Here is a 23,809-nt window from a genome sequence, read left to right as displayed (position 1 = left end):
ATCTCCGCATCGGCGACAATCCGCGGATTCAAGATCCAGAAGTCGCAGGAGATCGCCTCAATGAGCCGGAAGTATTTCGGAACCGACGGAATTCGCGGAACCGTGGGTCGCACCCCCATCACGCCAGACTTCATGTTGAGGCTGGGCCACGCCGTCGGGCGCGTGCTCAAGCGCAGCTATGCCAAGCCCAGCGTGCTGATCGGCAAGGACACCCGCATCTCCGGCTACATGCTGGAGTCCGCGCTGGAGGCCGGCTTCGCGTCCGCCGGCGTCAACGTGCTGCTGACCGGGCCGCTGCCGACGCCGGGTGTCGCCTACCTCACGCGGGCGCTGCGCCAGCATCTGGGCGTGGTGATCTCGGCGTCGCACAACCCGTTCGCCGACAACGGCATCAAGTTCTTCTCATCCAAGGGCGAGAAGCTGCCCGACGCCTGGGAGCTGGATGTCGAGGCCGTGCTGGACGAACCGCCGGTCTGGGTCGATTCCGCCAGCCTGGGGCGTGCCCGCCGCCTGGACGATGCGCAGGGGCGCTACATCGAGTTCTGCAAGGCCAGCTTCAGCAGCGACCTCAGCCTGCGCGGCATGAAGCTCGTGATCGACGCGGCTCACGGCGCGGCCTACCAGGTGGCGCCGGCGGTGTTCCATGAACTGGGTGCCGAGATCATCACGATCGGCAACAAGCCCGACGGCTACAACATCAACGACAAGGTCGGTGCCACTGCACCGCAGGCGCTGGTCGCGGCCGTCAAGGAGCATCAGGCCGACTACGGCATCGCGCTCGACGGCGATGCCGACCGCCTGCAGATGGTCGACGGCGAAGGCCGTCTCTACAACGGCGACGAACTGCTCTACGTGATGGTCGCGGACCGGCTGGCCCGCGGCGAACGCGTGCCGGGCGCGGTCGGCACCTTGATGACGAACATGGCGATCGAGCTGGCGCTGCGCCAGCGGGATGTCGAGTTCGTCCGTGCCAAGGTCGGCGACCGTTACGTGCTGGAGGAGCTGGCCGCCCGCGGCTGGCAGCTGGGCGGGGAGGGCTCCGGCCATCTGCTCTCGCTGGACCGTCACACGACCGGCGACGGCATCGTCAGCAGCCTGCTGGTGCTGGAGGCCGTCTGCCGCAGTGGTCGCCGCCTGGCGGATCTGCTCGACGGCGTCACGCTGTTCCCGCAGACGCTGATCAATGTCCGCCTGCAGGCGGACCACCAGGACTGGAAGAGCAACCCCGCGCTCGCCCGCGTCGAGGCCGAGGTCATGGCCGAGCTGGGCGAACGGGGGCGCGTGCTGATCCGCAAGTCGGGCACTGAACCGCTGCTGCGAGTCATGGTCGAGGCCAGCGATGCCGAGCTCGCGCTGCGCTGCGCCGAGCGTCTGGCGGACGCCATCCGCGGCGGCTGACCCTCCACCGACCGAAAAGAAGGGCCGCCGACGCGAAAGCGTCCGCGGCCCAATTTGCATTGGTCGGGTCGCGTCGGGCGCGACTCTTCGGGAGCTGGGCGGATGATGCTTTCGCGTCATGACGTGCGCCGTGGCGTCGTCACAAGCGTCGAGAGGGTATTCCCGCACGTCCCGAAGGCTAGGGATCGAAGATGACAACGGGGTGAATCGAATATGACAATGGGTCATCGACGCCCGCCGGAGCCTTGTTTCTCCTCTGGGCGCTGTACGTAACGACATTTTTCCGGTTCCAGGCCGGCGTCACGGATGTGTCACATTGAGGTCATAGCATCCGCTCCGTTCGCCAACCAACCCAAGCGATAGGACTGAATGATCATGAATCAACTGCGTGCTGGCCTGCTGTTCGCCGCGTGCGCCGCGATGTTCTCCGCGGCCCATGCTCAAGAAGTGACCGGTGCGGGTGCTTCGTTCCCGGCTCCCGTGTACGCCAAGTGGGCGGATGCCTACAACAAGGCCACCGGTGTCCGCATCAACTATCAGTCGGTCGGTTCCGGCGCCGGCATCAAGCAGATCCAGGCCAAGACCGTCGACTTTGGCGCGTCCGACGCCCCCTGAAGGACGACCAGCTGGCCAAGGACGGCCTGGTCCAGTTCCCGACCGTGATCGGCGGCGTCGTGCCGGTGATCAACGTCAAGGGCATCAACGCCGGCCAGCTGAAGCTGGACGGCAAGGTCCTGGCCGACATCTACCTGGGCAAGGTCACCAAGTGGAACGACCCCGCCATCGCCGCCCTGAACTCGGGCGTCGCGCTGCCGGACGCCGCCATCGCCGTGGTCCGCCGCGCCGACGGTTCGGGCACCAGCTTCCTGTTCACGAACTACCTGTCCAAGGTCAACGCCGAGTGGAAGGACAAGGTCGGTGAAGGCACGGCCGTGAACTGGCCCACCGGCGCGGGCGGCAAGGGCAATGAAGGCGTGTCGGCCTTCGTGACGCGTCTGCCGAACTCGATCGGCTACGTCGAATACGCCTACGCCAAGCAGAACAAGATGACCTACGTGCTGATGAAGAACGCCAGCGGCGCCTTCGTCAGCCCGAGCGACGACGCCTTCAAGGCCGCCGCCGCCGGTGCCAAGTGGGACCAGTCGTTCTACCAGGTGCTGACCGAACAGGCCGGCAAGGACAGCTGGCCCATCACCGGCGCGACCTTCATCCTGATGCACGTCGCCCAGGACAAGCCGGCCCAGGCGGCTGCCGCCCTGAAGTTCTTCGACTGGGCCTACACCCAGGGCGACAAGATGGCCGACGACCTGGACTACGTGCCGCTGCCGGCCGCCGTGAAGGACCTGGTCCGCAAGCAGTGGACGACCAGCGTCAAGGACGGCTCGGGCAAGGCAGTCAGCTTCAAGTGATCAAGGCCTGACGAAGACGGCCCGGTGTTCTCCTCGAGGGCACCGGGCTTTCGCGCAGGACCTCGACAAGATCTCGAACGAGACGTCGTGACGGACGCGTCGAACCCGCCGGAGGAGGCGGGCGGCGCGCCAGGATTTCAAACACTCCAGCGGAGGCCCCGTGGCCGCAATACTTCCAGCCAATTCACTTGACCGAGAGCGCGGCGAGGAGCGCGTCAAGCCCGGCGGCAGTCCGACGCCGCGACGCCGCGTCGCGCCGTGGGCCGACGCGGTGTTCTCGCTGCTGACGCATGGCGCGGCCTGGCTGACGCTGGCACTGCTGGCCGGCATCATCGGCTCGCTGCTGATCGGCGCCGCGCCGGCGATCAAGCAGTTCGGCCTGAACTTCCTGATCACCGCGGAATGGGATCCGACCAAGGAGCAGTTCGGCGGTCTCGTGATGATCTACGGCACGCTGATGACCTCGTTCATCGCGCTGCTGATCGCCGTGCCGGTGAGCTTCGGCATCGCGCTGTTCCTGACCGAACTTTCCCCGGGCTGGCTGCGCCGCCCGCTGGGCATCGCCATCGAGCTGCTGGCCGCGGTCCCCTCCATCGTCTACGGCATGTGGGGCCTGCTGGTGTTCGGTCCCATCCTGGCCACCTACGTGCAGCAGCCGCTGCAGTCGCTGTTCGGCGGCATCCCCTACCTGGGCGCGCTGGTGTCCGGCCCGCCGGTGGGCATCGGCATCCTGTCGGCCGGCATCATCCTGGCCATCATGATCATCCCGTTCATCGCCTCGGTGATGCGCGACGTGTTCGCCGTCACGCCCGCGATGCTGAAGGAATCGGCCTACGGCCTGGGCTCCACGACCTGGGAAGTGGTCTGGAAGGTCGTGCTGCCGTACACCAAGACCGGTGTCGTCGGCGGCATCATGCTGGGACTGGGCCGCGCACTGGGTGAGACCATGGCCGTCACCTTCGTGATCGGCAACATGAACCAGCTGAATTCGCTGTCGGTGTTCGAGGCTGCCAACAGCATCACCTCGGCGCTGGCCAACGAGTTCGCCGAAGCCGGCGCGGGCCTGCACCAGGCCTCGCTGATCTACCTGGGCCTGGTCCTGTTCTTCATCACCTTCGTGGTGCTGGCGTTCTCCAAGGTCCTGCTCAACAAGCTGAAGAAGAACGAGGGAGCCCGCACATGAGCGCCACCGACGCCAAGCGCCTGGCGATGTACAAGAAGCGCCGGCGCATCAACACGATCGCGCTGTCCCTCTCTCTGGCCGCGATGGCCTTCGGCCTGGTCTGGCTGATCTGGATCCTGCTGGAGACGCTGATCCAGGGCATCGGCGGGTTGACCATCGCGACCTTCACGCAGATGACGCCCGCGCCCATGTCCGAGGACGGCGGCCTGGCCAACGCGATCTACGGTTCGCTGGTGATGGTGGGTCTGGCGACCTGCATCGGCACGCCGATCGGCGTGCTGGCCGGCGTCTATCTGGCCGAGTACGGCCAGAAGACCTGGCTCGGCGCCGTGGTGCGCTTCATCAACGACATCCTGCTGTCGGCGCCGTCCATCGTCGTGGGCCTGTTCATCTACACGGTGGTCGTGACGCGGATGAAGTCGTTCTCGGCGCTGGCCGGCATCCTGGCGCTGGCGCTGATCGTGATCCCGGTGGTGATCCGCACGACGGAGAACATGCTGAGCCTGATCCCCAACGCGCTGCGCGAAGCTGCCTACGCGCTGGGCACGCCGAAGTGGAAGGTCATCATGACCGTCACGCTGAAGTCGGCCCGCGCGGGCGTGATCACCGGCGTGCTGCTGGCCCTGGCCCGCATCTCCGGCGAAACCGCACCGCTGCTGTTCACCGCGCTGTCCAACCAGTTCTGGACCAGCTCGCTGGGCAGCCCGATGGCGAGCCTGCCGGTGACCATCTTCAAGTTCGCGATGAGCCCCTACGAGAACTGGCAGAAGCTCGCCTGGGCCGGTGTTTTCATCATCACGATCGGTGTGCTGGTGCTGAACATCCTGGCGCGCGTGCTGTTCAAGGAAAAGCATTGACCGGTTGAGCCACGCCGGGGCCTGAGGGCCCTGGCGACTCACGATCCACGAATCCAACGAATCGAGAAACAACATGGACGTCAAAGTCGACATGCCGGTGACCGAGAAGGCGAAGCTCTCGGTGAAGAACCTGAACTTCTACTACGGCAGCTTCCACGCGCTGAAGAACATCAACCTGGACATCCCCGAGAACAAGGTGACCGCGTTCATCGGTCCGTCGGGTTGCGGCAAGTCCACGCTGCTGCGCACGCTGAACCGCATGTTCCAGCTGTATCCGGAGCAGCGCGCCGAAGGCCAGATCCTGCTGGACGGCGAGGACATCCTCACCAGCAAGGAAGACGTCTCGCTGATCCGCGCCAAGGTCGGCATGGTGTTCCAGAAGCCGACGCCGTTCCCGATGTCGATCTACGACAACATCGCCTTCGGCGTGCGCCTGTTCGAGACGCTGTCGCGCGTCGAGATGGACGAGCGCGTCGAATGGGCGCTGAAGAAGGCCGCGCTGTGGAACGAGGTCAAGGACAAGCTCAACCAGAGCGGTTCGGGCCTGTCGGGCGGCCAGCAGCAGCGCCTGTGCATCGCGCGCGGCATCGCCATCAAGCCGGAAGTCCTGCTGCTGGACGAACCGTGCTCGGCGCTGGACCCGATCTCGACCGGCAAGATCGAGGAGCTCATCCATGAGCTCAAGCACGACTACACCGTCGCGATCGTGACCCACAACATGCAGCAGGCCGCGCGCTGCTCCGACTACACCGCCTACATGTACCTGGGCGACCTGATCGAATTCGGACCGACCGCGGAGCTCTTCATGAAGCCCAAGCGCAAGGACACCGAGGACTACATCACCGGACGCTTCGGCTGATCAACAGGGAGAGAACACCATGACCGACAAGCATCTGTCCACCCAATTCGACGCCGAGCTGAGCGGTATCTCCACGCGCGTGCTGGAGATGGGCGGCCTCGTGGAGTCGCAGGTCGCGCAGGCCGTCGAGGCGCTGGGCACCTTCAGCGGCGACATCGCCAGCCACGTGCTCAAGCAGGAAGAGATCGTCAACACGATGGAGATCGAGATCGATCGCGACCTGTCGACGATCATCGCCCGCCGCCAGCCGACCGCGCGTGACCTGCGCCTGCTGATCGCCGTGTCCAAGACGATCGCCAACCTCGAGCGTGTCGGCGACGAGGCCGCGCGCATCGCCCGCACCGTGCAGCGCCTGATCAACACCGGCGTGTCGAGCCGCCTGCGCCTGCCGATGTCGGACCTGTCGTACGAGGCCGAGCTGGCCACCGCGCAGCTGCGCAAGGCGCTGGACGCGTTCGCGCGCCTGGACGTGGACCGCGCGCTGGAAGTGCTGAAGGCCGACGACCAGATCGACAAGGAATTCGACGGCCTGATGCGCAAGCTCATCACCTACATGATGGAAGACCCGCGCACCATCTCGTCGTCGATCGACCTCGTGTTCGTCGCCAAGGCGATCGAGCGCGTCGGCGACCACGCCAAGAATCTCGCCGAAGTCATCATCTACGTGGTCAAGGGCACCGACGTCCGCCACAACTCGCCGGACGCCGTCGAGAACATGGTGCGCTGAGCACCGACGAGCGATCACCCGTCCGGCCCGCCCGCCACGGGCGTCCCGGCGGGACCCAATAAGAGGAGTTACCCCGCATGAGTCGCATCCTGGTCGTCGAGGACGAATCCGCCATCGCCGAGCTGATCTCCATCAACCTGCGCCACGCCGGTTATGAGGTCACGCTGGCCGGCAATGCCGAACAGGCGCAGCTGGAAGTGGACCGCGTGCTGCCCGATCTGGTCGTGCTCGACTGGATGCTGCCGGGCCAGACGGGTCTGGCGCTGGCACGCCAGTGGCGAGGCGCCACCCGCACCCGCGAGCTGCCCATCATCCTGCTGACGGCGCGCGCGGAGGAGGTCGACAAGGTGTCCGGCCTGGACGCCGGCGCGGACGACTACCTGACCAAGCCGTTCTCGACCAACGAGCTGCTGGCGCGCATCCGCGCGGTGCTGCGCCGCAAGGCGCCCGAGGCGCTGGACACGGCCGTCGAGGTCGGCGGGCTGGTGCTCGATCCGGGCACGCGCCGCGTCAGCCGCGAAGGCGTCGAGGTCAAGCTCGGCCCGACCGAGTTCCGCCTGCTGCACTTCTTCATGACGCATCCGGAGCGCGTGCACAGCCGCTCGCAGCTGCTGGACCGCGTCTGGGGCGACCACGTGTTCATCGAGGAACGCACCGTCGACGTCCACGTCAAGCGCCTGCGCGAGGCGCTCGAGAAGGTCAGCTGCGCGCGCATGATCGAAACGGTCCGTGGCGCCGGCTACCGGCTGACCCAGCAGAGCAGCGCCCTGTCGGCCTGAGGACGCATCCATGGCATGGATGTTGTCTCGCGTCCTGATGCTGGTGCTGGGCACCGGCGTGGCGGGCGGCCTGGGGTACTGGTTGGGCGAGTGGACGGGGATGCCGCATCTGGCTGCGGCGCTGGCCGCGGCGGCGGCCGTCATCCTGATGGCGGTCTGGGATGCGGCCCGGGCGCACCGGCTCGTGACCTGGCTGCGCGGCGAGCAGAACGATGACGCGCCGCGCGTCGGCGGCCTGTGGGGCGAGATGGCCTACCGCGTCGAGCGTGGCCTCCGGGACCGCGAGCGCCGCTATGAGCGCGAACGCCAGCAGCTCGAGCAGTTCCTGCTCGCGATCGAAGCCTCGCCCAACGGCGTGATCCTGCTCGACGGGCAGGATCACATCCAGTGGTGCAACGTCGTGGCCGGCGATCATTTCTCGCTGGACCCGCAACGCGACAAGCTGCAACGCATCACCAACCTGGTCCGTTATCCGGCTTTCGTGTCCTACCTTCAGAGCGGTAACTTCCAGCAGCCGCTGACCTTGACCAACACCCGCGCAAAATCGACCTTGCAGGTGCTGGTGCGTGATTACGGTGTCGGCGGGGAGTCTCGCAAGCTGGTGCTGTCGCTGGACGTCACCGACCGCGAGCGCAACGAGTCGATGCGGCGTGACTTCGTCGCCAACGTCTCGCACGAGATCCGCACGCCGTTGACGGTGCTGGCGGGCTTCATCGAGACGATGGCCAGCCTGCAGCTGACCGAGGCCGAGCGCAAGCGGGTCCTGCACCTGATGCAGCAGCAGACGACGCGGATGCAGACCCTGGTCGGCGACCTCCTGACGCTGGCGCAGCTCGAAGGCAGTCCGCGGCCGGGCGCGGATCACTGGATTTCGCTGGATCCCCTGCTGCAGCGCATCGGCGCGGACGCGCAGGCCTTGTCGAACGGGCGGCATGAACTCGTCTGCGAGCGTCAGACGGGCGTCGAGCTGGCCGGGGTCGAGACGGAAATCCTCAGCTCGATCGCCAACCTGGTGAGCAACGCGGTGCGCTACACCCCCGAAGGCGGGCGCATCGAACTCCAATGGCGCTGGCTGCCGGACAACGGCGGCGAGATCTCGGTGATCGACAACGGACCGGGCATCGCGCGGGAACACCTGCCGCGGCTCACGGAGCGCTTCTATCGCGTCGACGGCAGCCGTTCGCGCGATACCGGCGGCACCGGGCTGGGACTCTCGATCGTCAAGCACGTCGTGCAGCGCCACGGCGGTGAACTGCGCATCGAGAGCGAACCCGGGAAGGGCTCCAAGTTCAGGCTGCTGTTCCCGGCGGCGCGTGTTCGACTCGTCGATGCGACGGCGATGGGCGATGAAGCCGCCCCAGCCTTGCTGGCGGGACGCGACGAACTCTGAGGTTGGTCGATCTCACCCGAAAGAATGGCTCCGGTAAGGAGCCATTCTGCTTTCTGAGCTTGCTGTCGTTCGAGCGGTCGGCGCGCTTGGCCGCGGATGCGTGGGGCCCGGACGGCGAGCGTCCAAACCCCACGCATCCCCGTCCCCGAACCACCCAGGACTTCCTCGGTCTGGGACCGAGGACTGCTTCGGTCTTGAATGGAGGACTTCCAGGGCGTTGGGGTCCCGGATCAGCGATCCTTCTGCATCACCAGGTAGGTGCCGAAACGATCCGTCGGACGACGGACCACGCCGAGGACGCGCCAGCCGCTCGGCGGCATGGGCGTGCTCTCGGCCTGCACCGTGATGGCGACGGGGCAGGTCGTGCGGGCCAGGTCTTGCGTGGCATCGACCTTCCAGTGGCCCTGGAACTCGAAGGCCGCCAAGGCGTGCGTCGGCACGCCCGGTGCGGCGATGCAGTCGACGTTCGACGGCAGGTGCGCGGCAATGCGCTCGATCAGCGGCATGTTGCTGCGCGCGTAGTTCAGCGTGTGCAGTCCCAGCGTCATCGCCAGCAGCCAGGCCAGCGCCACGCCGCCTGCTGGCAGCGCAAGGCTCTTCCAGAGCGCGTGACGGTGGCGCGCGGTGCGCCAGCGCACCAGCCACAGCCAGGCCAGCGTCCCCAGCACGGCCACGACGAAGGTCAGCAGGCTGAACTGCGGCTCGTAGCCTTGCGCCAGCTTGCGGACATTGGCCAGCAGCTTGGCCGGCCAGCCGATCTGCAGCGCCATGTAGTACAGCCACAGGAAGATCGCGCCGACGGTGAAGAAGAAGACCGAGAACCAGTCGAGCAGGGCGCTCGCGCTGCGCTGGAAGGTCGGCAGCGCGAAGCTCGCCAGCACCGCCAGCGGCGGCAGCGCGAGCAGCATGGCGCGATCGTCGGCGCCCATCAGCAGGCTGGTCAGCAAAGGCACCAGGGCGGCCAGCAAGGGGACCGAGAGGTGCCGGCGCATCAGGTGCGAGCGCCAGCGCCACAGCGACCAGGCGGCGAGCGGCCACGCCGGCCAGCAGAACCAGCCCAGCAGCCGCAACCAGTCGAGCACGCTGCGTTCGCTGGCCTTCACGCGCCAGGCCCAGCCGTGCATGGGCCAGGCCACCAGCGCGGCCAGGGCCATCGCGGCCAGGATCCAGGGCAGGAACTTGCGGGCGTCCTCGTAGGTCGAACGGAAGCAGAGCCACAAGGCGCCGACAGCCAGCGCCAGCGCGACGGCGGGCGCGCCGCTGGTGGCGAGCACCGGCAGCGCCACCAGCATCGCCGTGCGCGCCTTCCAGGCGCGGAATGGCAATGCCGCCAGGCTGTAGACGAAGAGCGTGATGCCGAACAGCTGGAGGATTTCCGGCGTGATCTCATGGCCCAGGCGCAACAGGCCGAGGCTGGCGATCAACGCGAGCAGGCAGCCGTCGGCCATCGCGCGGGCGTAGTCGACCGCGTGGGCTTCGCCGCCGAAGGCGAAGGCGACCGGCTGTGCGGCTTCGGTGCGCGCGAAGTGCAGGCAGCTGTACCAGGCCAGCGCCAGCACCGCCGCCAGCAGCAGCCCGAACGGGATCCGCGCCGCGACGGCGGCATCGAGGAAGGGGAGCAGCTTGACGCCGAGCGCGCCGACCCAGTACGGCAGCAGGCCGCCGTCGGCGGGCAGGCCGGCGATCGCGGGCTGCAGCCAGGGGGCGTGGCCTTGCGCGATGCTGGCAATGAAGCCGAAGGCGGTCAGGTCGGCATTGCGCCAGGGATCGCGGCCGAACAGGCCGGGCAGCACGTAGGCCGCGCACAGCAGCAGGAGGGCCCAGCGCGGGATCGGGTGCGTGCTGCGCTCGGCCACGACGGCCGGGGTGGGCAGATTCATGCGCGTCTGTCTCGTTGTCGTTGTGGATGCCGGTGCGCATCATGCCGCAGCTTGGGCGAGCTCAGGAGGAGTCTCCTGACAGGGCACGGTAAAGGGGGGCGAAGGCGCGGCGGCGGGGACGAAGGGCCGGGAAGGGCCTGCCGGCGCGCCATGAAAAAGGCAGCCGAGGTGGCTGCCTTCTTGCGGTGACCGGATCAGGTCCGGTCGGGCGGGCCTGCTCAGGCCTTGGCGCCAGGGCGCAGGTTCGCAAACTTGTTGCGGAACTTCTCGACACGACCGCCCAGGCTGTCGATGCTCTTCTGCGTGCCCGTGTAGAACGGGTGCGATTCGCTGGAGGTTTCCAGCTTGACCAGCGGCAGTTCGCGGCCGTCGTCCAGCTTGATCGTTTCCTTGGTCTGAACCGTCGAGCGGATCACGAACTGGGAACCATTGGACTGGTCCACGAAGACCACGTCGCGATAGTTGGGGTGAATGCCTTCTTTGGCCATTTGAAAATCCTCGCTGCAGTGCCGCCAGCCACACTGCCCCTTGCAGCGCACTTGTCGACAGCGGAAAAACGCGGAGTATAGCTGAAATGAGAGAAGCCGCCCAGAGGCGGCTTCTTTGAAGTCCAGAGAGGGGGCCGGATCAGCCGCCGCGTCTCATCATGTCGAAGAAATCGTGGTTGTTCTTCGAGGACTTCATCTTGTCGAGGATGAACTCCATCGCCTCGATCTCGTCCATCGGATACAGCAGCTTGCGCAGGATCCAGGCCTTCTGGAGGATCTCCGGCTTGAGCAGCAGTTCTTCGCGGCGGGTGCCCGACTTGTTCAGCAGGATCGACGGATAGACGCGCTTCTCGGCCATGCGACGGTCCAGATGGATTTCGCAGTTGCCGGTGCCCTTGAACTCTTCGTAGATCACCTCGTCCATCTTGGAGCCGGTGTCCACCAGCGCGGTGCCGATGATGGTCAGCGAGCCGCCTTCCTCGATGTTGCGCGCGGCGCCGAAGAAGCGCTTGGGGCGCTGCAGGGCGTTCGCGTCCACACCGCCGGTCAGCACCTTGCCGGAGCTGGGCAGCACGTTGTTGTAGGCGCGGGCCAGGCGGGTGATCGAGTCCAGCAGGATGATCACGTCCTTGCGCAGTTCCACCAGGCGCTTGGCGCGCTCGATGACCATTTCCGCGACCTGCACGTGACGCGCGGCCGGTTCGTCGAAGGTGGAGCTGATGACCTCGCCGCGCACGGTGCGCTGCATCTCGGTCACTTCCTCGGGCCGCTCGTCCACCAGCAGCACCATCAGGTGGGCGTCGGGATAGTTGGCCGCGATCGAGTGCGCCAGATGCTGCATCATCATCGTCTTGCCCGACTTGGGCGGGGCGACGAGCAATGCGCGCTGGCCTTTGCCCAGCGGGGCGATCAGGTCGATGATCCGGCTGGTGATGTTGTCGTCGCCGCGGATGTCGCGCTCGAGCTTGAACTGCTCCTTCGGGAAGAGCGGCGTCAAGTTCTCGAACATGATCTTGTGCTTGGACTCCTCCGGCGTCAGGCCGTTGACGCGGTCCACCTTGACCAGCGCGAAGTAGCGCTCGCCGTCCTTGGGCACGCGCACTTCGCCTTCGACCATGTCGCCGGTGTGCAGGTTGAAGCGGCGGATCTGGCTCGGGGACAGGTAGATGTCGTCCGTCGAGGCCATGTAGCTGGCCTCGGGCGAGCGCAGGAAGCCGAAGCCGTCTGGGAGGACTTCCAGCACGCCGTCGCCGAACACCTGCTCGCCGGCCTTGGCGCGCTTTTTCATGATCGCGAACATCAGCTCCTGCTTGCGCAGACGGGCGACGTTGTCGATCTCCAGTTCTTCGCCCATTTGGATCAGGGCGGAGACGTGAAGCGCCTTCAGTTCAGAAAGATGCATGGGGGGATTGACCCGGTCTGTCGTCCAGAGCCTGCCAAGGCCAGAGACACAAACAACGGCGAGCCCAAGGGACGCGCATCCGCGTTGCGGCGGACTTGAGGAAAGCGTGGAGACTTGGGCGCCGAGTCCACGCGCTCACCCGGAACGTCGACGGCGTCCGAAGACGCCGTTGGGCCCGGGAGGGCGTGGTGGCAAGTTGTTCGCCAGGACCGCAGGGGCCCCGACGAATGGAATCATTATAGGTTGGCGTCGAGGAAGGACGTCAACTGGGCCTTGGACAACGCGCCGACCTTGGTCGCGGCGAGCTGGCCGTCCTTGAACAGCATCAGGGTCGGGATGCCGCGGATGCCGAACTTGGCCGGCACTTCGCGGTTGTCGTCGACGTTCAGCTTGGCGATCTGCAGGCGGTCGCCGTAGTCCTTGGCGACTTCGTCCAGGATGGGGGCGATCATCTTGCAGGGGCCGCACCATTCGGCCCAGTAATCGACCAGCACGGGCTTGTCGGACTGGATGACGTCGCTGTCGAACGAGGCGTCGGAGATGTGTTTGATCTGTTCGCTGCTCATGGAGATGGTCCTTGCGTGATGTCCCTGCCGGGCGGATGCCACGGACGGGCGGCCAGCCGGGCGACAATGTGTACCGCCTCGGGGGCCCCAGGGTTGCAGGGTGAGACGATTCTCACACAAGCCCGGAAACCTCGGCCCGAGTAGGCGCTCCCTGGACATGACGGTGCGCAGGGCGCATCTCAAGGGGAGAGGCCCTTGGATTTCGCTATCGTCGCGATGCGGGGAACCTTCGGGCCTGCCGCCCGCGACCCCGCCACCGCCGCCACTGTCTCCCTCGTCACCGCCCACGTCACCGCCTTGTCGATCACGCCGCCGCCCTCGATGACGTCCCCGCCGCCGGTCGACTTTCCACTGTCGTCGGTCGACTTTCCGTTGTCGCCGGCCCACACCAGCGCCGCCATCTGGGACGGCGTCGCCCGCCGGGCGGCGGATTGGCTGGAGGCGCAGGGGCTGTCCGCCCGCGACGCGGTGCTGCTGCTGCCCTTCGCGCAGCACTTGAAGCCCGCCCGCGTGGCATGGATGAAGCTGTCCCGCTGGCAGCCGCGCATCGAGACGACGCGCAGCCTGGCCTCGGCGCTCGGCCCGAGCCCGCTGCCCCACGCCCAGCAGATCACCGAGGACGCGGCCATCGATGCCTTGGCGGCCCGCACGCTGCTGGGCGGCCAGACCTGGGCCGAAGCGCTTCGCCAGGAAGATCCGCGCGCCTATGACGCGGCGGTGCAGCGCCTCGTCGAGGCCGCGCACGCGCTGGCCCGCGCCGCCGCGCTGCGCGATCCCGCGCACCGCGGCGATTTCTGGGAGCAGGGGCGCCAGGCACTGGCGCAGCAGGGCGGCGTGGGTCATCTCGAGCGCGCGCTGCTGGCGGTCGCGCTCGAATGGGCCGCGGCCGACCCGCGCGCGCCGGCCACCGATGCGCTCTTCGCGCTGCGGCCGAGCGCCTGGCTGCACCTGCAATGCGGCGGGCCGGATCCGCTCGCCGAGGCGCTGCTCGCGAGCGCGGAAGCGGCCGGCATTCCCTGCCTGCGCCTGAATGCCGATCTGCCGCTGGATGCCGCCTTCGATGGCGGCGCGCCGGTCGGACGCATCGAGCAGGCCGTGTGCGACGACTTCGAGGACCTGGCGCAATGCAGCGCCGCGTCGGTGCTGGACCACCTGCAGGCCGGCCGCGCGCCGGTCGCGCTGATCGCGCAGGACCGTGTGCTGCTGCGACGCGTGCGCGCGCTGCTGGAGCGGCAAGGCCTGGGCATCCAGGACGAGACCGGCTGGACGCTCGCGACGACCGCGCCGGCCGCGCAGCTGATGGCGATGCTGCGCGCCGCGCGACGTGACGCGACGGTCGACGACTGGCTCGCCTGGCTGAAGACGCCGCTGGCCGCGTCGCTGCGGGAGAAGGGCGGCAGCGCCTCGCTCAGCGCGCTCGAAGCGCACTGCCGCCGGCGCGGCTGGTCCGCGCCGCAGGCGGTGCGCGCCGATCGACTGCCTCCGGGCAGCGAGCGGCTCTGGGAGGCCGCCCGCGAGGCCCTCCTGCCGCTGCAACTGCGCGGCGCCCAGCCGCTCGAAGCCTGGATCGCCGCGCTGGGTCAGGCGCTCCAGCAACTGGGCGCCGACGAGCAGCTCAAGCGTCAGCCCGCCGGTGGTCCGCAGGTGCTGGAGGCGCTCTGGCTGAGCAAGACGCCGTGGCCGGGGTCGGGCCACGAGGCGGTCCTGCGCGGCGCGCAGCTGACGGCCTCCGAATTCGTCGACTGGGTGTCTCAGACGCTGGAGGCCGGCGACTACAAGCCGCCGCTCGAAGGCGGCCTGCAGATCATGATCACGCCGCTGGCGCGCACGATGCTGCGCCCGTTCGGCGCGATCGTGCTACCGGGCGCGGACGCCGCGACGCTCGGGCCTGTGCCGCCGGGGCCGGTGCTGATCGGCGACACGTTCGCGCGCGAACTCGGCCTGCCGACCGTCGACAGCAAGCGTCAGGCGCTGGCCTGGCAGTTCGCGCAGCTGCTGCGCGCGCCGGCGGTGACGCTGCTGCGCCGCGGGCATCTCGGCAGCGAGCCGCTGGCGGCGAGTCCGCTGGTGGATCGGCTGGACCTCGCGTTGCAGGCGGCCGGCCACGTGCTGCCGCATTGGCACGATCCGCGGCTCGATGCGGCCGTGCCGGCCGCGCATGTCGACCGTGCCGCGGCGCACGCGGAGGGACGCCTGCCATCGGCGCTCAGCGCGAGCGCGGTGGAATCGCTGCGCCAGTGCCCGTACCAGTTCTTCGCCCGGGTGCTGCTGGGGCTGCGCGAAGCCGGTGAGCTCGAGGTCCAGGCCGACAAGCGCGACTACGGCACCTGGCTGCACGCGGTGCTGCATCAGTTCCACACGGAGCGCGTGGAGCGCCGCGACCCGGAACTCGACGACGACGCCCGCCTGCAGCGCGCCTCGCAGGATCAGATGCGCGAGCTCGGCCTGGCGCCGGCGGAGTTCCTGCCGTACTCGGCGAGCTTCGCGCGCTTCGTGCCGGCCTACCTCGGCTGGCTCGCGGAACGCGAGGCGGAAGGCCAGCGCTTCGAACGGGGCGAGGTCGATCGCCGCGTGCATCCCTGGGCGCAGATCGAGCCTGCGCTCGCGGAACTCGCGCTGCTCGGGCGCATCGACCGGATCGACGATGCCGGCGATGGGCAACTGCTCGTCGATTACAAGACCGGCAGCGTGAAGGGGTTGAAGGACAAGGTCGCGAATCCGCTGGAGGACACGCAGCTCGCCGTCTACGCAGTGCTGATGGGCTCGCGCCAGTCGCACGACCCCGGCCCTCACCCCGCCCTCTCCCGCAAGCGGGAGAGGGAGAGGGCAGGGGTGAAGGCCAGCGGCCTGGGCAGTCCACCGGCCCGCTGCGTGGGCAATACCTGGCCCTGGACGACGCCAAGGGCATCGCCGAGATCGAGCATGAACACGTGGAAGAGACGGCGACCGTGATGCTGGACGGCCTGCGCCGCGATCTGATGGCGATCCGTGGTGGCGAGGTGCTGCCCGCGCTCGGCGAAGGCGTGGCCTGCGCGTACTGCGAGATGCGCGGCCTGTGCCGCCGCGACGACTGGGACGGAGCCGCGCCGTGACCGCGCCGACGGACGACACCCCCATGAGCGCGGCAGCCTACACGCTCGACGGCGCGCCGGTTGCGCGTGAACGCTTCTATGAGCTGGCCTGCGACCCCGCGCGCAGCGTCGTCGTCGAGGCCTGCGCCGGCGCGGGCAAGACCTGGATGCTGGTCTCGCGCATCCTGCGCGCGCTGCTGGACGGTGCGCGGCCGCAGGACATCGTCGCGATCACCTTCACCCGCAAGGCCGCCGGCGAGATGCGCGCGCGCCTGAACGAATGGCTGCACGAGTTCGCCCACTGCGACGATGCGGGCCGCGTGCTCGCGCTCCGGCAGCGCGGGCTCCCGCCGGCGCAGGCCGAGGCGCTCGCGCCGCGCCTGGCCACGCTGCAGCAGCGCCTGCTGCAGGAGGCGCGCCCGGTGGAGATCCGCACCTTCCACGCCTGGTTCTCGCAGCTGCTGCGCGCCGCGCCGCTGGAACTGCTGCGCGCGCAAGGCCTGTCGCCCGAACTCCAACTGCTCGAGGACGAAAGCGACCTGATGCCCGAACTCTGGCAGCGGTTCCACGCCGCCGTGCTCGAGGACGAGGCGTTGCTGGCGATCTATCGCGACCTGAGCCTGATCCACGGCCGCAACAAGCTGCTGGACTGGCTGACCTCGGCCTTCGAGAAACGCGTCGAACTGCGCCTTGCCCACAAGCACGGCCGGCTCATGGACAGCATGCCGACGGCGGCCGAAGCCGTGCCTGAACTCGCCGCATTCGCCGATCCGATCGAAGCCTTCGCGCCGATGCGTGGTGAGCTCCAGGCGCTGGCCATCGAGCTCGGCCAATCGACCAAGGTCACGCCGAAGAAATGCGCGACCGCGATCGAGCAGGCGCTGCAACTGGCCGACGAAGCGGCGCTGGCCGGCGTGCGCCAGGCCTTGTTCACGGCGGAAGGCGCACTGCGCAAGAACCTCGGCGACTCGCCCGCGTTGTCGGCGGCGTCGGACCGGCTGCAGCGCCTGCTGCTCGCGATCGACCAGGACCGCGCGCGCCTGTGGCACCAGCAGATGTGCGCGCTGGCGCTGACCTTGCTGGACGCCTTCGACCGCCTCAAGCGCGAGCGCGGCATCGTCGACATGAACGACCTGGAGCGCGGCGCGCTCGCGCTGCTCGGTGACGTCGACCTGTCGGGCTGGGTGCAGGAGCGCCTGGACAGCCAGGTCCGGCACCTGCTGATCGACGAGTTCCAGGACACCAGTCCGCTGCAATGGCACGCGCTGCACGCGTGGCTGTCCGGATATGTCGGCGCCGGCGGCGGCGCCAGCGGTCAGCGGCCACCGTCGGTGTTCATCGTCGGCGATCCGAAGCAGAGCATCTACCGCTTCCGGCGCGCCGAGCCGCGCGTCTTCGCGGCGGCGCGCGATTTCGTGCGTGAAGGCCTGGACGGCGTGCTGCTGGCCTGCGACCACACGCGGCGCAACTCGGTGCCGGTGCTGGCGGCGGTGAACGCCGTCTTCGAGTCGGCGAGCCTGGCGCAGCAGTACAGCGGCTTCCGTCCGCACACGACGGAGTCCGGCGGCGGCGATCCGCTGGACGGCGTCTTCTTCATCGCGGGCGATCAGGTCTCCGATGACGAAGCCTCCGGGACGGATCGGGAAGAAGGCGCTTGGCGTCCGAGCCTGACCGAGCCGCGGCGCGAGCCGGAGCTGCATCGCCGCGAGGCCGAGGCCGAGCGGATCGCCGCCTGCATCGGCGATCTGCTGGCGAAGGGCGAGGCGCAGCCGGGCGAGATCTTCGTGCTGGCGCGCAAGCGCGAGGGCCTGCGCGTGCTGGCGCAGATCCTCAAGGGTCACGGCATCGCGCATGCGGCGCCCGAGGACATGGCGCTGCTGGACGCGCCGGACGTCCGCGATCTGCTGGCACTGCTGGACGCCTTGGCGTCAAGCGGGCATCAGCTGTCGCTGGCGCATGCGCTGCGCAGTCCGTTGTTCGGGGCGAGCGAGGCGGACCTGCTGTGGCTCGCCGCCGAATCACGGTCGGTGAAGTGGTTGGATGAGCCGGTCGTCGAGCCCGTGGTCGCCATGGTCGAAGGAGCCGAGGTGGCAGAAGCGCCCGTCGTGAAGAGCTGGTGGGAGACGCTGCTCCAGGCCGACGTGGAGGCCTTGAGCGAGCCGTTGCGCCGCGCGCGGGAATTGCTGTCGCGCTGGGCTTCGACGGCGGTGCTGCGCAGCCCGCACGACCTGCTCGACGCGATCGTGCACGAGGGCGACCTGATGGCGCGCCTGGCGGCCGCCGTGCCGGCCAGCGAGCGCGCGCGCGGCTGCACGCGGTGGAGGCGCTGCTGGCGCTCGCGCTGGAGCTGGATGGCGGCCGGTATGCCGGCCTGTACGGCTTCGTCCGCGCGCTCAAGAGCCGCGCGCTGAAGCTGGTGGCGCCCGCCGAGCCGGATGCGGTGCAACTGCTGACGGTGCACGGCGCCAAGGGGCTGGAGGCGAAGGTCGTGATCCTGATGGACGCGGAAGCGGGACCGGCGCGCGCGGAGAGCATGGCGCTCGCGATCTCCTGGCCGGTGCAGGAGGCGGTGCCTCGGACGGTGGCCTTCCTCGTGTCGGAGGCGAAGCCGCCGCCGTCGTTGCAGGCCTTGCTCGACGACGAGAAGGACCAGCGCCAGCGCGAGGAGCTCAACGCGTTGTACGTCGCGATGACGCGCACGCGGCATCGCCTGCTGCTGAGCCGCACCCCGGCGAAGCGCCAGAGTTCATCGGGAAGCTGGTGGACGCGGGTGCAGCCGCAGGCCGAGGCGATGGTCGTGCCGGAAGTCGCCGACGACCCGGCGGTGCCGGACGAAGACGTCGCACGGCTCAAGGTGCTGCCGCGCGTCGATCCGTTGCCGGCCGAGGTGGCCGAGGCGGTCGCGGACGTCGGCCAGAGTCCGGATGAGGTCGACGACAGCGCGGCGCTCGGCGAGGCCCTGCACCGCGTGCTCGAATGGCACAGCGGGCCGCGGGGCGGCGCGCATGCGCTGGAGCGGCTGATGGCCGCGGCGGCGCAGATGTACGGGCTCGATGCGCGACGCACCGAGCGTCTGGAGCGCAGCGTGCGCGCGATCCTCGGCAGTGCGGACTGCGCCTCGTTCTTCGATGCCACGGCGCTGGACTGGCACGGCAACGAGGTGCCGCTGAGCTGGAACGGACACGACATGCGGCTGGACCGCCTCGTCAGCCGTCGCGACGGCGCGGGCGGGCGCACGTGGTGGGTGCTCGACTACAAGCTCCACCCGGCGCCGCAGCGCAATTCCGAGTACATCCTGCAGCTGTGGCGCTACCGCGAGGCCGTGATGGCGCTGCAGCCCGGCGAACCGGTGCGCTGCGCCTTCATCACCGGGCAGGGGCGCCTGATCGATTGCACGGAAGCGGTGGCCGGCGCGGCCGACCTGTTCGCCTGACCCGGGGTCAGGCCGGCGAGCCGTAATCGCCTTCGGACGGCCGGCTGTGCCAGGCCACCGACGTGGTCGTGGGCCACGGGCCGCCGTCCCCCAGGCGCTGGTGCACCGCCTGCGCGCTCGCCGCCGCGGCCTCCAGCACGCGGGTCAGCGCCTGGAACTCCGCCAGCGACGGCTCCGGCATCGAGGTGCGCAGGTAGACGTTGCCTCTCAGGCTCAGCAGCACGAACGGCCGGCCTTCGACCAGGATGTCCTGCGTGGCCTGCGCCAGCCGCTCGGACAGGTCGGTGTCCAGCCAGGCCATCACCAGCTCGCGGTTGATGCCCACCGCGCCGAAGCGCTGCCGCACGAGCTTGGACTCCAGCTGCGAGTGCTTGGGGAACATCACCAGCCAGCGCATCTCCTCGGGCGTGTCCGTGTCCACGCGCGTGCGCAGCGTGTCGGTGTAGGCCTCGAAGACGCTGCTCTCGAGACGCTCCATCAGCTTGCGCTCGATGAGCATCATCTGCATGTCGGGGTTGACCTTGAGCTCGCAGCGCATGCGCAGCTCGTAGCCCTCGATGTAGCTGCGCTGCGAGGGGCCCCATTCGATGCGGGTGAGGCCGGGCAGCGTGCGGGGCAGGTCGATGACGAAGCCGCGCCCGTCGCGGGCCTGGCGCAGCTGGCCGCCGCGTTCCGAGGCCCAGTCGCTCAAGGGACGCCACCGGGCCGCGTTGGCACGGGCGGCGAACCACAGTTTGATTTGTTTGATTACCATGAGGCGGGACGATGCGCGCAGGGCCCGGGGTCCGTGCAATGAGGTGTCGACTGGAGTGTCGACGAACAGGGCCTCGCGCCCGAACGGAGAACGCTTGATGATCGAAGTGTATTCATGGCCCACGCCCAATGGCCACAAGGTCCACATCATGCTGGAAGAGTGCCGGCTGCCTTACCGGGTGATTCCCGTGGACATCGGCGCCGGCGAGCAGTTCGATGCCAAATTCCTGGCCATCAGTCCCAACAACAAGATCCCCGCGATCGTCGATCCGGACGGCCCTGACGGGCAGCCGATCTCGCTGTTCGAGTCCGGCGCGATCCTGCTGTACCTGGCCGGCAAGACCGGGCAGTTCCTGCCGCCGGACACGCGCGGGCGCTACGACGCGCTGCAGTGGCTGATGTTCCAGATGGGCGGCGTCGGCCCGATGCTGGGCCAGACCCACCACTTCCGGATGTACGCGCCCGAGAAGATCGAGTACGCCATCGACCGCTACACCAACGAGGCCAAGCGCCTCTACGGCGTGATCGACCGTCGCCTGGCACACACGAAGTACATCGCGGGGGACGCGTACGGCATCGCCGACATGGCGATCTTCCCGTGGCTGCGCGGGGCGAAGAACCAGGGCGTGGAGATGGCCGACCATCCCCACCTGAAGGGCTGGTTCGACGAGATCACCAAGCGGCCCGCGGTGGTCCGCGCCGTCGAGGTGCTGGCCGAGAAGCGCCGGCCGCTGGTCGACGACAAGGCCCGCGAGGTGCTGTTCGGCAAGACCCAGTACGAGCGGCGCTGAGGCGCGCCGGCCCGGACGGCCGAAGCCGCGGGCCGTCCGCGGCGGGGTCAGATCTTGCCCAGCCGCGCGCGGTCGCCCAGCTCGGTGAGCCAGCGGCGGCCGTCCTCGCGGATCCCCGTCGCCAGGCCCTTGTCCTGCAGCCGCTGCTGCATCTCCTCGCTGACCGGCATGCCGCCGGGCGACTGCGGGAGGAAGTAGAGCGCGGCGCGCTCGTCCTCGGTGATCACCAGGTCGGCGGGCGGGACGGGGAAGCTGAAGGTCGGCGGCGTGGACATGCGCCGCAGTATCCCTCAGGGGCCGGCTCCGTCAGGCGTCGGTGCTCAGGCCGTGGCCGCGGCCTTGACCGCCCGGCTGCGCCGGCGGCCCGCCACGCCCGCCGCCACCGCGGCGATGCCCAGCAGGGCGAGCGAGCCCGGTTCCGGCAGCTCGCGCGCGGCGAAGGCCAGCGCGTTGGCCATCAGCAGCGCGCCGTCGGTCGACGGATCCCACAGGCCCGACAGCACATCGCCGGACACCGGATTCATGTTCAGGCCGACGACGATGCCGTTGTGGTCGGTGCGGTAGCCCAGCAGCGCGTTGCCGTTGGTCCAGGACGCCACGGAGACGGCGCCGGCCTTGGGGGTGATGCGGTAGCAGATCGCGGACAGGCCGCCGCTGAAGCTGTCGATGTCGCGCATCAGCGGGCTGTCCGGCAGGGCGACGGCGCCCAGGCTGCCGCAGGAGTTCTGGTTGGTGCTGCTGTTGTAGACGTCGTAGTTGCCGCTGACGAAGCGGCCGGTCAGGCCGCGCAGTCCGACGGTGGCGTGCGAGAGGCCCGCCTCGACGACACCGCCGCCGGCGTCCACGTAGTCGGCGAGCAGGTCGCCCAGTCCCGCGGCGTTCGCGTACTTGGCGTCCGAGAACACCATCACCGCGCTGTACGACTGCAGCTGCGCCAGCGTGGGCGTGCCGGTGGCGACGTTGAAGACGTCGACGACGCCGCTGACCACGCCCGTGCCCGCGATCTTGGATTGCACGTCGGCCAGCGCGCCGGCCTGCTGCGGCGCGCCGAGGATCAGCACCGAGGCCTGGGCGGCAAGGGCCGTGGCGCACAGGGCGGTGGCGGCCAGGGCGGACCGGAGGACGGGAAGGAGGGGCGAGCGCTTCATCGGGTTCTCTCTCTGCTGTCTGTCGTTCTTGTGGTCGGTGGCGGGAGGCCATCTTCCCGGAGGCGGAAGGCCATCCGCAAAACGGATCCGGAAAGCAACATCCAAGCCACGGCCCCCGAATGTCCGGCGCCTCAAGGACTTGCGACGCCTGTCCCTGGAGAATGGGTCAGCAGGTGTAATGAATTCCGACACTTCCGGCGTGGAAGTTGCTTCGCGGACCGCCCACGGGGCGCCGACATGGCCTGTGGAAGCGCCGCCGGAGGGAAGGTCGGCCTCCCTTGTAATGCGGGGGTAAAACACCGTCGCTGCGCGTGGCGTCCGGCGACGGTTGGAGGGAAACTTGCCATGGCGTGAAGGCGCGACCTGCTTGCCAGCGGGTCGCGATTCCGATCACAACGCAAAAAGGAGTCCTCATGTCAGCCAAGCCAGACCACACCGATGCCGTCGGGGGCGTCGAGAGTCACAACGGACGCTGGTTCGTCCGCGAAGTCGTCGGCGAGGCGCCGCCGTTCCGGGCCCGCTACCTGGTGATCGCCGCGCACCCGGCGCCGGGCGGCAAGCCGGAGCTCAACGGCTACTGGCATGAGCTCGAACGCAGCTTCGACACCTGGAGCTATGCGGCCGATGCGGCGCTCGAAGCGGCGCAGCGCACCATCGATTTCCGACCCTGAGCGGGCGGGGCCGGCTCACATGCCGGCCGTGATCTTCTTCTGCAGGGCCTTGTACTGGTCCAGCCGGGGGCCGCCGAGCGCGACCGCGCGCTCGATCGCCAGCGAGGCCTTGTAGCGCAGCCCCTGCTCGAGCAGCACCTGCGCCAGGTTGTTCCAGCCATCCGGCAGGTCGGGGCGCACGTCCGTCAGCCGGGCATAGTGCCGGGCCGCGGTGCGCCGGTCCTTGGCCGCATAGGCGGTGTTGCCGGCACCGAGCAGCAGCACGGGCTCGCCGGGCCAGCGCGTCAGCGCGGCGGCGTAACCCTTGCGCGCGGCGGGCGCGTCCAGCCGTTCGAGCGCGGCCAGCGCCGCGCCGGTGCCTGCGCCGTCCAGCGAGGCCGGCAGCAGGTCGGGCGGGAGCGTCGTCATCGCCCAGTAGTCGCCGCGCGCCCAGGTGCGCTCGAAGACCGGCAGCTCGACCTCCTGGCGCGCGGTCTTGCCGCTGTGCAGCAGGATGGTCCGGCGCTGCCGGTCGTAGCCGACGACCACCGAGTAGTGCCACACCGGCGCGATGTCCAGCGACAGGTTCTGGAACACGATCACCGGATGACCGGCGGCGACCTCGGTCAGCAGCGCGTCCAGCCGGGGAGGCAGCACGTAGGCCGGCAGCCCCTGGCGACGCGTCGCGACCAGTATCTCCGTCTGCAGCGAGCCCTTGCGGCCCGGCAGGAAGACCTGCGGCTTCAACTGCTCGACCGTCGTGGACTTGCCGGCCGTGCGCAGCAGCATCGCGAGCGCGGCGGGGCCGCACTCGTAGTCGTCCTGCATGATGAACGGCGTCTTCCCGGACAGGTCGACGCGCGCCGGCAGGTCCGCGGGCCACTGTCGTTCCAGCGCCTGCAGCTGCGGCGGCGTGCTCGCGCAACCGCCGAGCAGCAGCGCGAGCGCCAGCGCGGGCGCGGCCAGCGGGAGCAGCGGTCGCGAGAACAGGGCGGGGCGCGCCGGCCGGGTCATCGGCATGAGGG

General features: G+C 68.9%; 21 protein-coding genes and 1 pseudogene. 14 read left to right on the top strand and 8 right to left on the bottom strand.

Going from position 1 to position 23,809, the window contains the following annotated elements; translation table 11 throughout:
• Positions 1–60: 60 nt before the first annotated feature.
• From glmM to phoR, 8 genes and pseudogenes are all read left to right on the top strand, one after another.
• The gene (glmM, locus tag ACQ859_RS21390) at positions 61–1,398 is read left to right on the top strand and encodes a phosphoglucosamine mutase (RefSeq protein ID WP_431262652.1); all 1,338 of its coding nucleotides are present in this window, start codon (positions 61–63) and stop codon (positions 1,396–1,398) included.
• Positions 1,399–1,773: 375 nt separating this feature from the next.
• Positions 1,774–2,807: pseudogene (gene pstS, locus ACQ859_RS21385) on the top strand (phosphate ABC transporter substrate-binding protein PstS).
• Between the two features lie 169 nt (positions 2,808–2,976).
• Positions 2,977–3,990: a phosphate ABC transporter permease PstC gene (gene pstC / locus ACQ859_RS21380; protein WP_431266620.1), complete on the top strand. Its 1,014-nt coding sequence runs from the start codon at positions 2,977–2,979 to the stop codon at positions 3,988–3,990.
• Complete coding sequence (pstA, locus tag ACQ859_RS21375) at positions 3,987–4,847, top strand: phosphate ABC transporter permease PstA (protein WP_088406635.1); 861 nt, start codon at positions 3,987–3,989, stop codon at positions 4,845–4,847. The genes pstC and pstA overlap by 4 nt, the downstream gene beginning before the upstream one ends.
• A gap of 73 nt (positions 4,848–4,920) precedes the next feature.
• A complete protein-coding gene (gene pstB / locus ACQ859_RS21370; RefSeq protein ID WP_067270340.1) occupies positions 4,921–5,706 on the top strand; it encodes a phosphate ABC transporter ATP-binding protein PstB in 786 nt (261 codons plus the stop codon).
• 19 nt (positions 5,707–5,725) lie between these two features.
• Positions 5,726–6,433 carry a phosphate signaling complex protein PhoU gene (phoU, locus tag ACQ859_RS21365; RefSeq protein WP_088406637.1) on the top strand — a complete coding sequence of 236 codons (708 nt, stop codon included), beginning with the start codon at positions 5,726–5,728 and terminating at the stop codon, positions 6,431–6,433.
• A 77-nt stretch (positions 6,434–6,510) separates the two neighbouring features.
• Positions 6,511–7,212 (top strand): phosphate regulon transcriptional regulator PhoB, encoded by a 702-nt coding sequence (gene phoB, locus ACQ859_RS21360; protein ID WP_091733626.1) that lies wholly within the window; start codon positions 6,511–6,513, stop codon positions 7,210–7,212.
• 10 nt (positions 7,213–7,222) lie between these two features.
• A complete protein-coding gene (gene phoR / locus ACQ859_RS21355) occupies positions 7,223–8,602 on the top strand; it encodes a phosphate regulon sensor histidine kinase PhoR (RefSeq protein WP_431262651.1) in 1,380 nt (459 codons plus the stop codon).
• 230 nt (positions 8,603–8,832) lie between these two features.
• On the opposite strand, the gene ACQ859_RS21350 is transcribed toward phoR, so the two are convergent.
• The 4 genes from ACQ859_RS21350 to trxA all read right to left on the bottom strand — a co-directional run bounded on the left by ACQ859_RS21350 (position 8,833) and on the right by trxA (position 12,938).
• On the bottom strand, positions 8,833–10,482 hold the full coding sequence (locus ACQ859_RS21350) for a hypothetical protein (RefSeq protein WP_431262650.1): 1,650 nt from the start codon (positions 10,480–10,482) through the stop codon (positions 8,833–8,835).
• A 218-nt stretch (positions 10,483–10,700) separates the two neighbouring features.
• Positions 10,701–10,970 carry a type B 50S ribosomal protein L31 gene (locus ACQ859_RS21345; protein ID WP_331614594.1) on the bottom strand — a complete coding sequence of 90 codons (270 nt, stop codon included), beginning with the start codon at positions 10,968–10,970 and terminating at the stop codon, positions 10,701–10,703.
• Between the two features lie 139 nt (positions 10,971–11,109).
• Complete coding sequence (rho, locus tag ACQ859_RS21340) at positions 11,110–12,372, bottom strand: transcription termination factor Rho (RefSeq protein ID WP_067270357.1); 1,263 nt, start codon at positions 12,370–12,372, stop codon at positions 11,110–11,112.
• Between the two features lie 236 nt (positions 12,373–12,608).
• Positions 12,609–12,938 (bottom strand): thioredoxin TrxA, encoded by a 330-nt coding sequence (trxA, locus tag ACQ859_RS21335; protein WP_067270361.1) that lies wholly within the window; start codon positions 12,936–12,938, stop codon positions 12,609–12,611.
• A gap of 195 nt (positions 12,939–13,133) precedes the next feature.
• Between trxA and ACQ859_RS21330 the strand changes: the two genes are divergently transcribed.
• Genes ACQ859_RS21330 through ACQ859_RS21315 form a run of 4 tightly spaced genes read left to right on the top strand, consistent with a single transcriptional unit; the run spans position 13,134 to position 19,442 of the window.
• Positions 13,134–15,890, top strand: coding sequence for a PD-(D/E)XK nuclease family protein (locus ACQ859_RS21330; RefSeq protein WP_431262649.1), 2,757 nt, complete (start codon positions 13,134–13,136; stop codon positions 15,888–15,890).
• The gene (locus ACQ859_RS21325) at positions 15,869–16,030 is read left to right on the top strand and encodes a hypothetical protein (RefSeq protein WP_431262648.1); all 162 of its coding nucleotides are present in this window, start codon (positions 15,869–15,871) and stop codon (positions 16,028–16,030) included. The genes ACQ859_RS21330 and ACQ859_RS21325 overlap by 22 nt, the downstream gene beginning before the upstream one ends.
• Positions 16,031–16,053: 23 nt before the next feature.
• The gene (locus ACQ859_RS21320) at positions 16,054–18,420 is read left to right on the top strand and encodes a UvrD-helicase domain-containing protein (RefSeq protein ID WP_431262647.1); all 2,367 of its coding nucleotides are present in this window, start codon (positions 16,054–16,056) and stop codon (positions 18,418–18,420) included.
• On the top strand, positions 18,327–19,442 hold the full coding sequence (locus ACQ859_RS21315; RefSeq protein ID WP_431262646.1) for a 3'-5' exonuclease: 1,116 nt from the start codon (positions 18,327–18,329) through the stop codon (positions 19,440–19,442). The genes ACQ859_RS21320 and ACQ859_RS21315 overlap by 94 nt, the downstream gene beginning before the upstream one ends.
• Positions 19,443–19,449: 7 nt before the next feature.
• Here the strand turns inward: ACQ859_RS21315 and ACQ859_RS21310 are convergent, their stop codons facing one another.
• A complete protein-coding gene (locus tag ACQ859_RS21310) occupies positions 19,450–20,196 on the bottom strand; it encodes a hypothetical protein (RefSeq protein WP_431262645.1) in 747 nt (248 codons plus the stop codon).
• Positions 20,197–20,293: 97 nt separating this feature from the next.
• Between ACQ859_RS21310 and ACQ859_RS21305 the strand changes: the two genes are divergently transcribed.
• The gene (locus ACQ859_RS21305) at positions 20,294–20,986 is read left to right on the top strand and encodes a glutathione binding-like protein (protein WP_431262644.1); all 693 of its coding nucleotides are present in this window, start codon (positions 20,294–20,296) and stop codon (positions 20,984–20,986) included.
• A 47-nt stretch (positions 20,987–21,033) separates the two neighbouring features.
• Here the strand turns inward: ACQ859_RS21305 and ACQ859_RS21300 are convergent, their stop codons facing one another.
• Both ACQ859_RS21300 and ACQ859_RS21295 read right to left on the bottom strand, forming a co-directional pair.
• Complete coding sequence (locus ACQ859_RS21300; protein WP_421033822.1) at positions 21,034–21,261, bottom strand: hypothetical protein; 228 nt, start codon at positions 21,259–21,261, stop codon at positions 21,034–21,036.
• A 45-nt stretch (positions 21,262–21,306) separates the two neighbouring features.
• Positions 21,307–22,134, bottom strand: coding sequence for a PEP-CTERM sorting domain-containing protein (locus ACQ859_RS21295; protein WP_431262643.1), 828 nt, complete (start codon positions 22,132–22,134; stop codon positions 21,307–21,309).
• Between the two features lie 413 nt (positions 22,135–22,547).
• Between ACQ859_RS21295 and ACQ859_RS21290 the strand changes: the two genes are divergently transcribed.
• The gene (locus ACQ859_RS21290) at positions 22,548–22,805 is read left to right on the top strand and encodes a hypothetical protein (RefSeq protein WP_088406659.1); all 258 of its coding nucleotides are present in this window, start codon (positions 22,548–22,550) and stop codon (positions 22,803–22,805) included.
• A gap of 15 nt (positions 22,806–22,820) precedes the next feature.
• On the opposite strand, the gene ACQ859_RS21285 is transcribed toward ACQ859_RS21290, so the two are convergent.
• Positions 22,821–23,804, bottom strand: coding sequence for a PA2778 family cysteine peptidase (locus ACQ859_RS21285; protein WP_431262642.1), 984 nt, complete (start codon positions 23,802–23,804; stop codon positions 22,821–22,823).
• Between the last annotated feature and the right edge of the window lie 5 nt (positions 23,805–23,809).

The sequence above is a fragment of the Roseateles chitinivorans genome (genome assembly GCF_050632235.1).
In the GTDB taxonomy this organism is placed as follows: Bacteria; Pseudomonadota; Gammaproteobacteria; order Burkholderiales; family Burkholderiaceae_C; genus Roseateles; species Roseateles chitinivorans_A.
This window is presented reverse-complemented; position numbering and strand designations above follow the sequence as displayed.

Bases quoted from the DNA above. Each gene is read 5' to 3' on its own strand.
- phoB (WP_091733626.1), top strand. From the start codon at position 6,511: ATGAGTCGCATCCTGGTCGTCGAGGACGAATCCGCCATCGCCGAGCTG.
- ACQ859_RS21295 (WP_431262643.1), bottom strand. From the start codon at position 22,134: ATGAAGCGCTCGCCCCTCCTTCCCGTCCTCCGGTCCGCCCTGGCCGCC.
- rho (WP_067270357.1), bottom strand. From the start codon at position 12,372: ATGCATCTTTCTGAACTGAAGGCGCTTCACGTCTCCGCCCTGATCCAA.
- ACQ859_RS21290 (WP_088406659.1), top strand. From the start codon at position 22,548: ATGTCAGCCAAGCCAGACCACACCGATGCCGTCGGGGGCGTCGAGAGT.
- ACQ859_RS21320 (WP_431262647.1), top strand. From the start codon at position 16,054: ATGAGCGCGGCAGCCTACACGCTCGACGGCGCGCCGGTTGCGCGTGAA.
- ACQ859_RS21285 (WP_431262642.1), bottom strand. From the start codon at position 23,804: ATGCCGATGACCCGGCCGGCGCGCCCCGCCCTGTTCTCGCGACCGCTG.
- ACQ859_RS21350 (WP_431262650.1), bottom strand. From the start codon at position 10,482: ATGAATCTGCCCACCCCGGCCGTCGTGGCCGAGCGCAGCACGCACCCG.
- phoR (WP_431262651.1), top strand. From the start codon at position 7,223: ATGGCATGGATGTTGTCTCGCGTCCTGATGCTGGTGCTGGGCACCGGC.
- glmM (WP_431262652.1), top strand. From the start codon at position 61: ATGAGCCGGAAGTATTTCGGAACCGACGGAATTCGCGGAACCGTGGGT.
- ACQ859_RS21345 (WP_331614594.1), bottom strand. From the start codon at position 10,970: ATGGCCAAAGAAGGCATTCACCCCAACTATCGCGACGTGGTCTTCGTG.
- ACQ859_RS21310 (WP_431262645.1), bottom strand. From the start codon at position 20,196: ATGGTAATCAAACAAATCAAACTGTGGTTCGCCGCCCGTGCCAACGCG.
- trxA (WP_067270361.1), bottom strand. From the start codon at position 12,938: ATGAGCAGCGAACAGATCAAACACATCTCCGACGCCTCGTTCGACAGC.
- pstB (WP_067270340.1), top strand. From the start codon at position 4,921: ATGGACGTCAAAGTCGACATGCCGGTGACCGAGAAGGCGAAGCTCTCG.
- ACQ859_RS21305 (WP_431262644.1), top strand. From the start codon at position 20,294: ATGATCGAAGTGTATTCATGGCCCACGCCCAATGGCCACAAGGTCCAC.
- phoU (WP_088406637.1), top strand. From the start codon at position 5,726: ATGACCGACAAGCATCTGTCCACCCAATTCGACGCCGAGCTGAGCGGT.
- pstA (WP_088406635.1), top strand. From the start codon at position 3,987: ATGAGCGCCACCGACGCCAAGCGCCTGGCGATGTACAAGAAGCGCCGG.
- ACQ859_RS21300 (WP_421033822.1), bottom strand. From the start codon at position 21,261: ATGTCCACGCCGCCGACCTTCAGCTTCCCCGTCCCGCCCGCCGACCTG.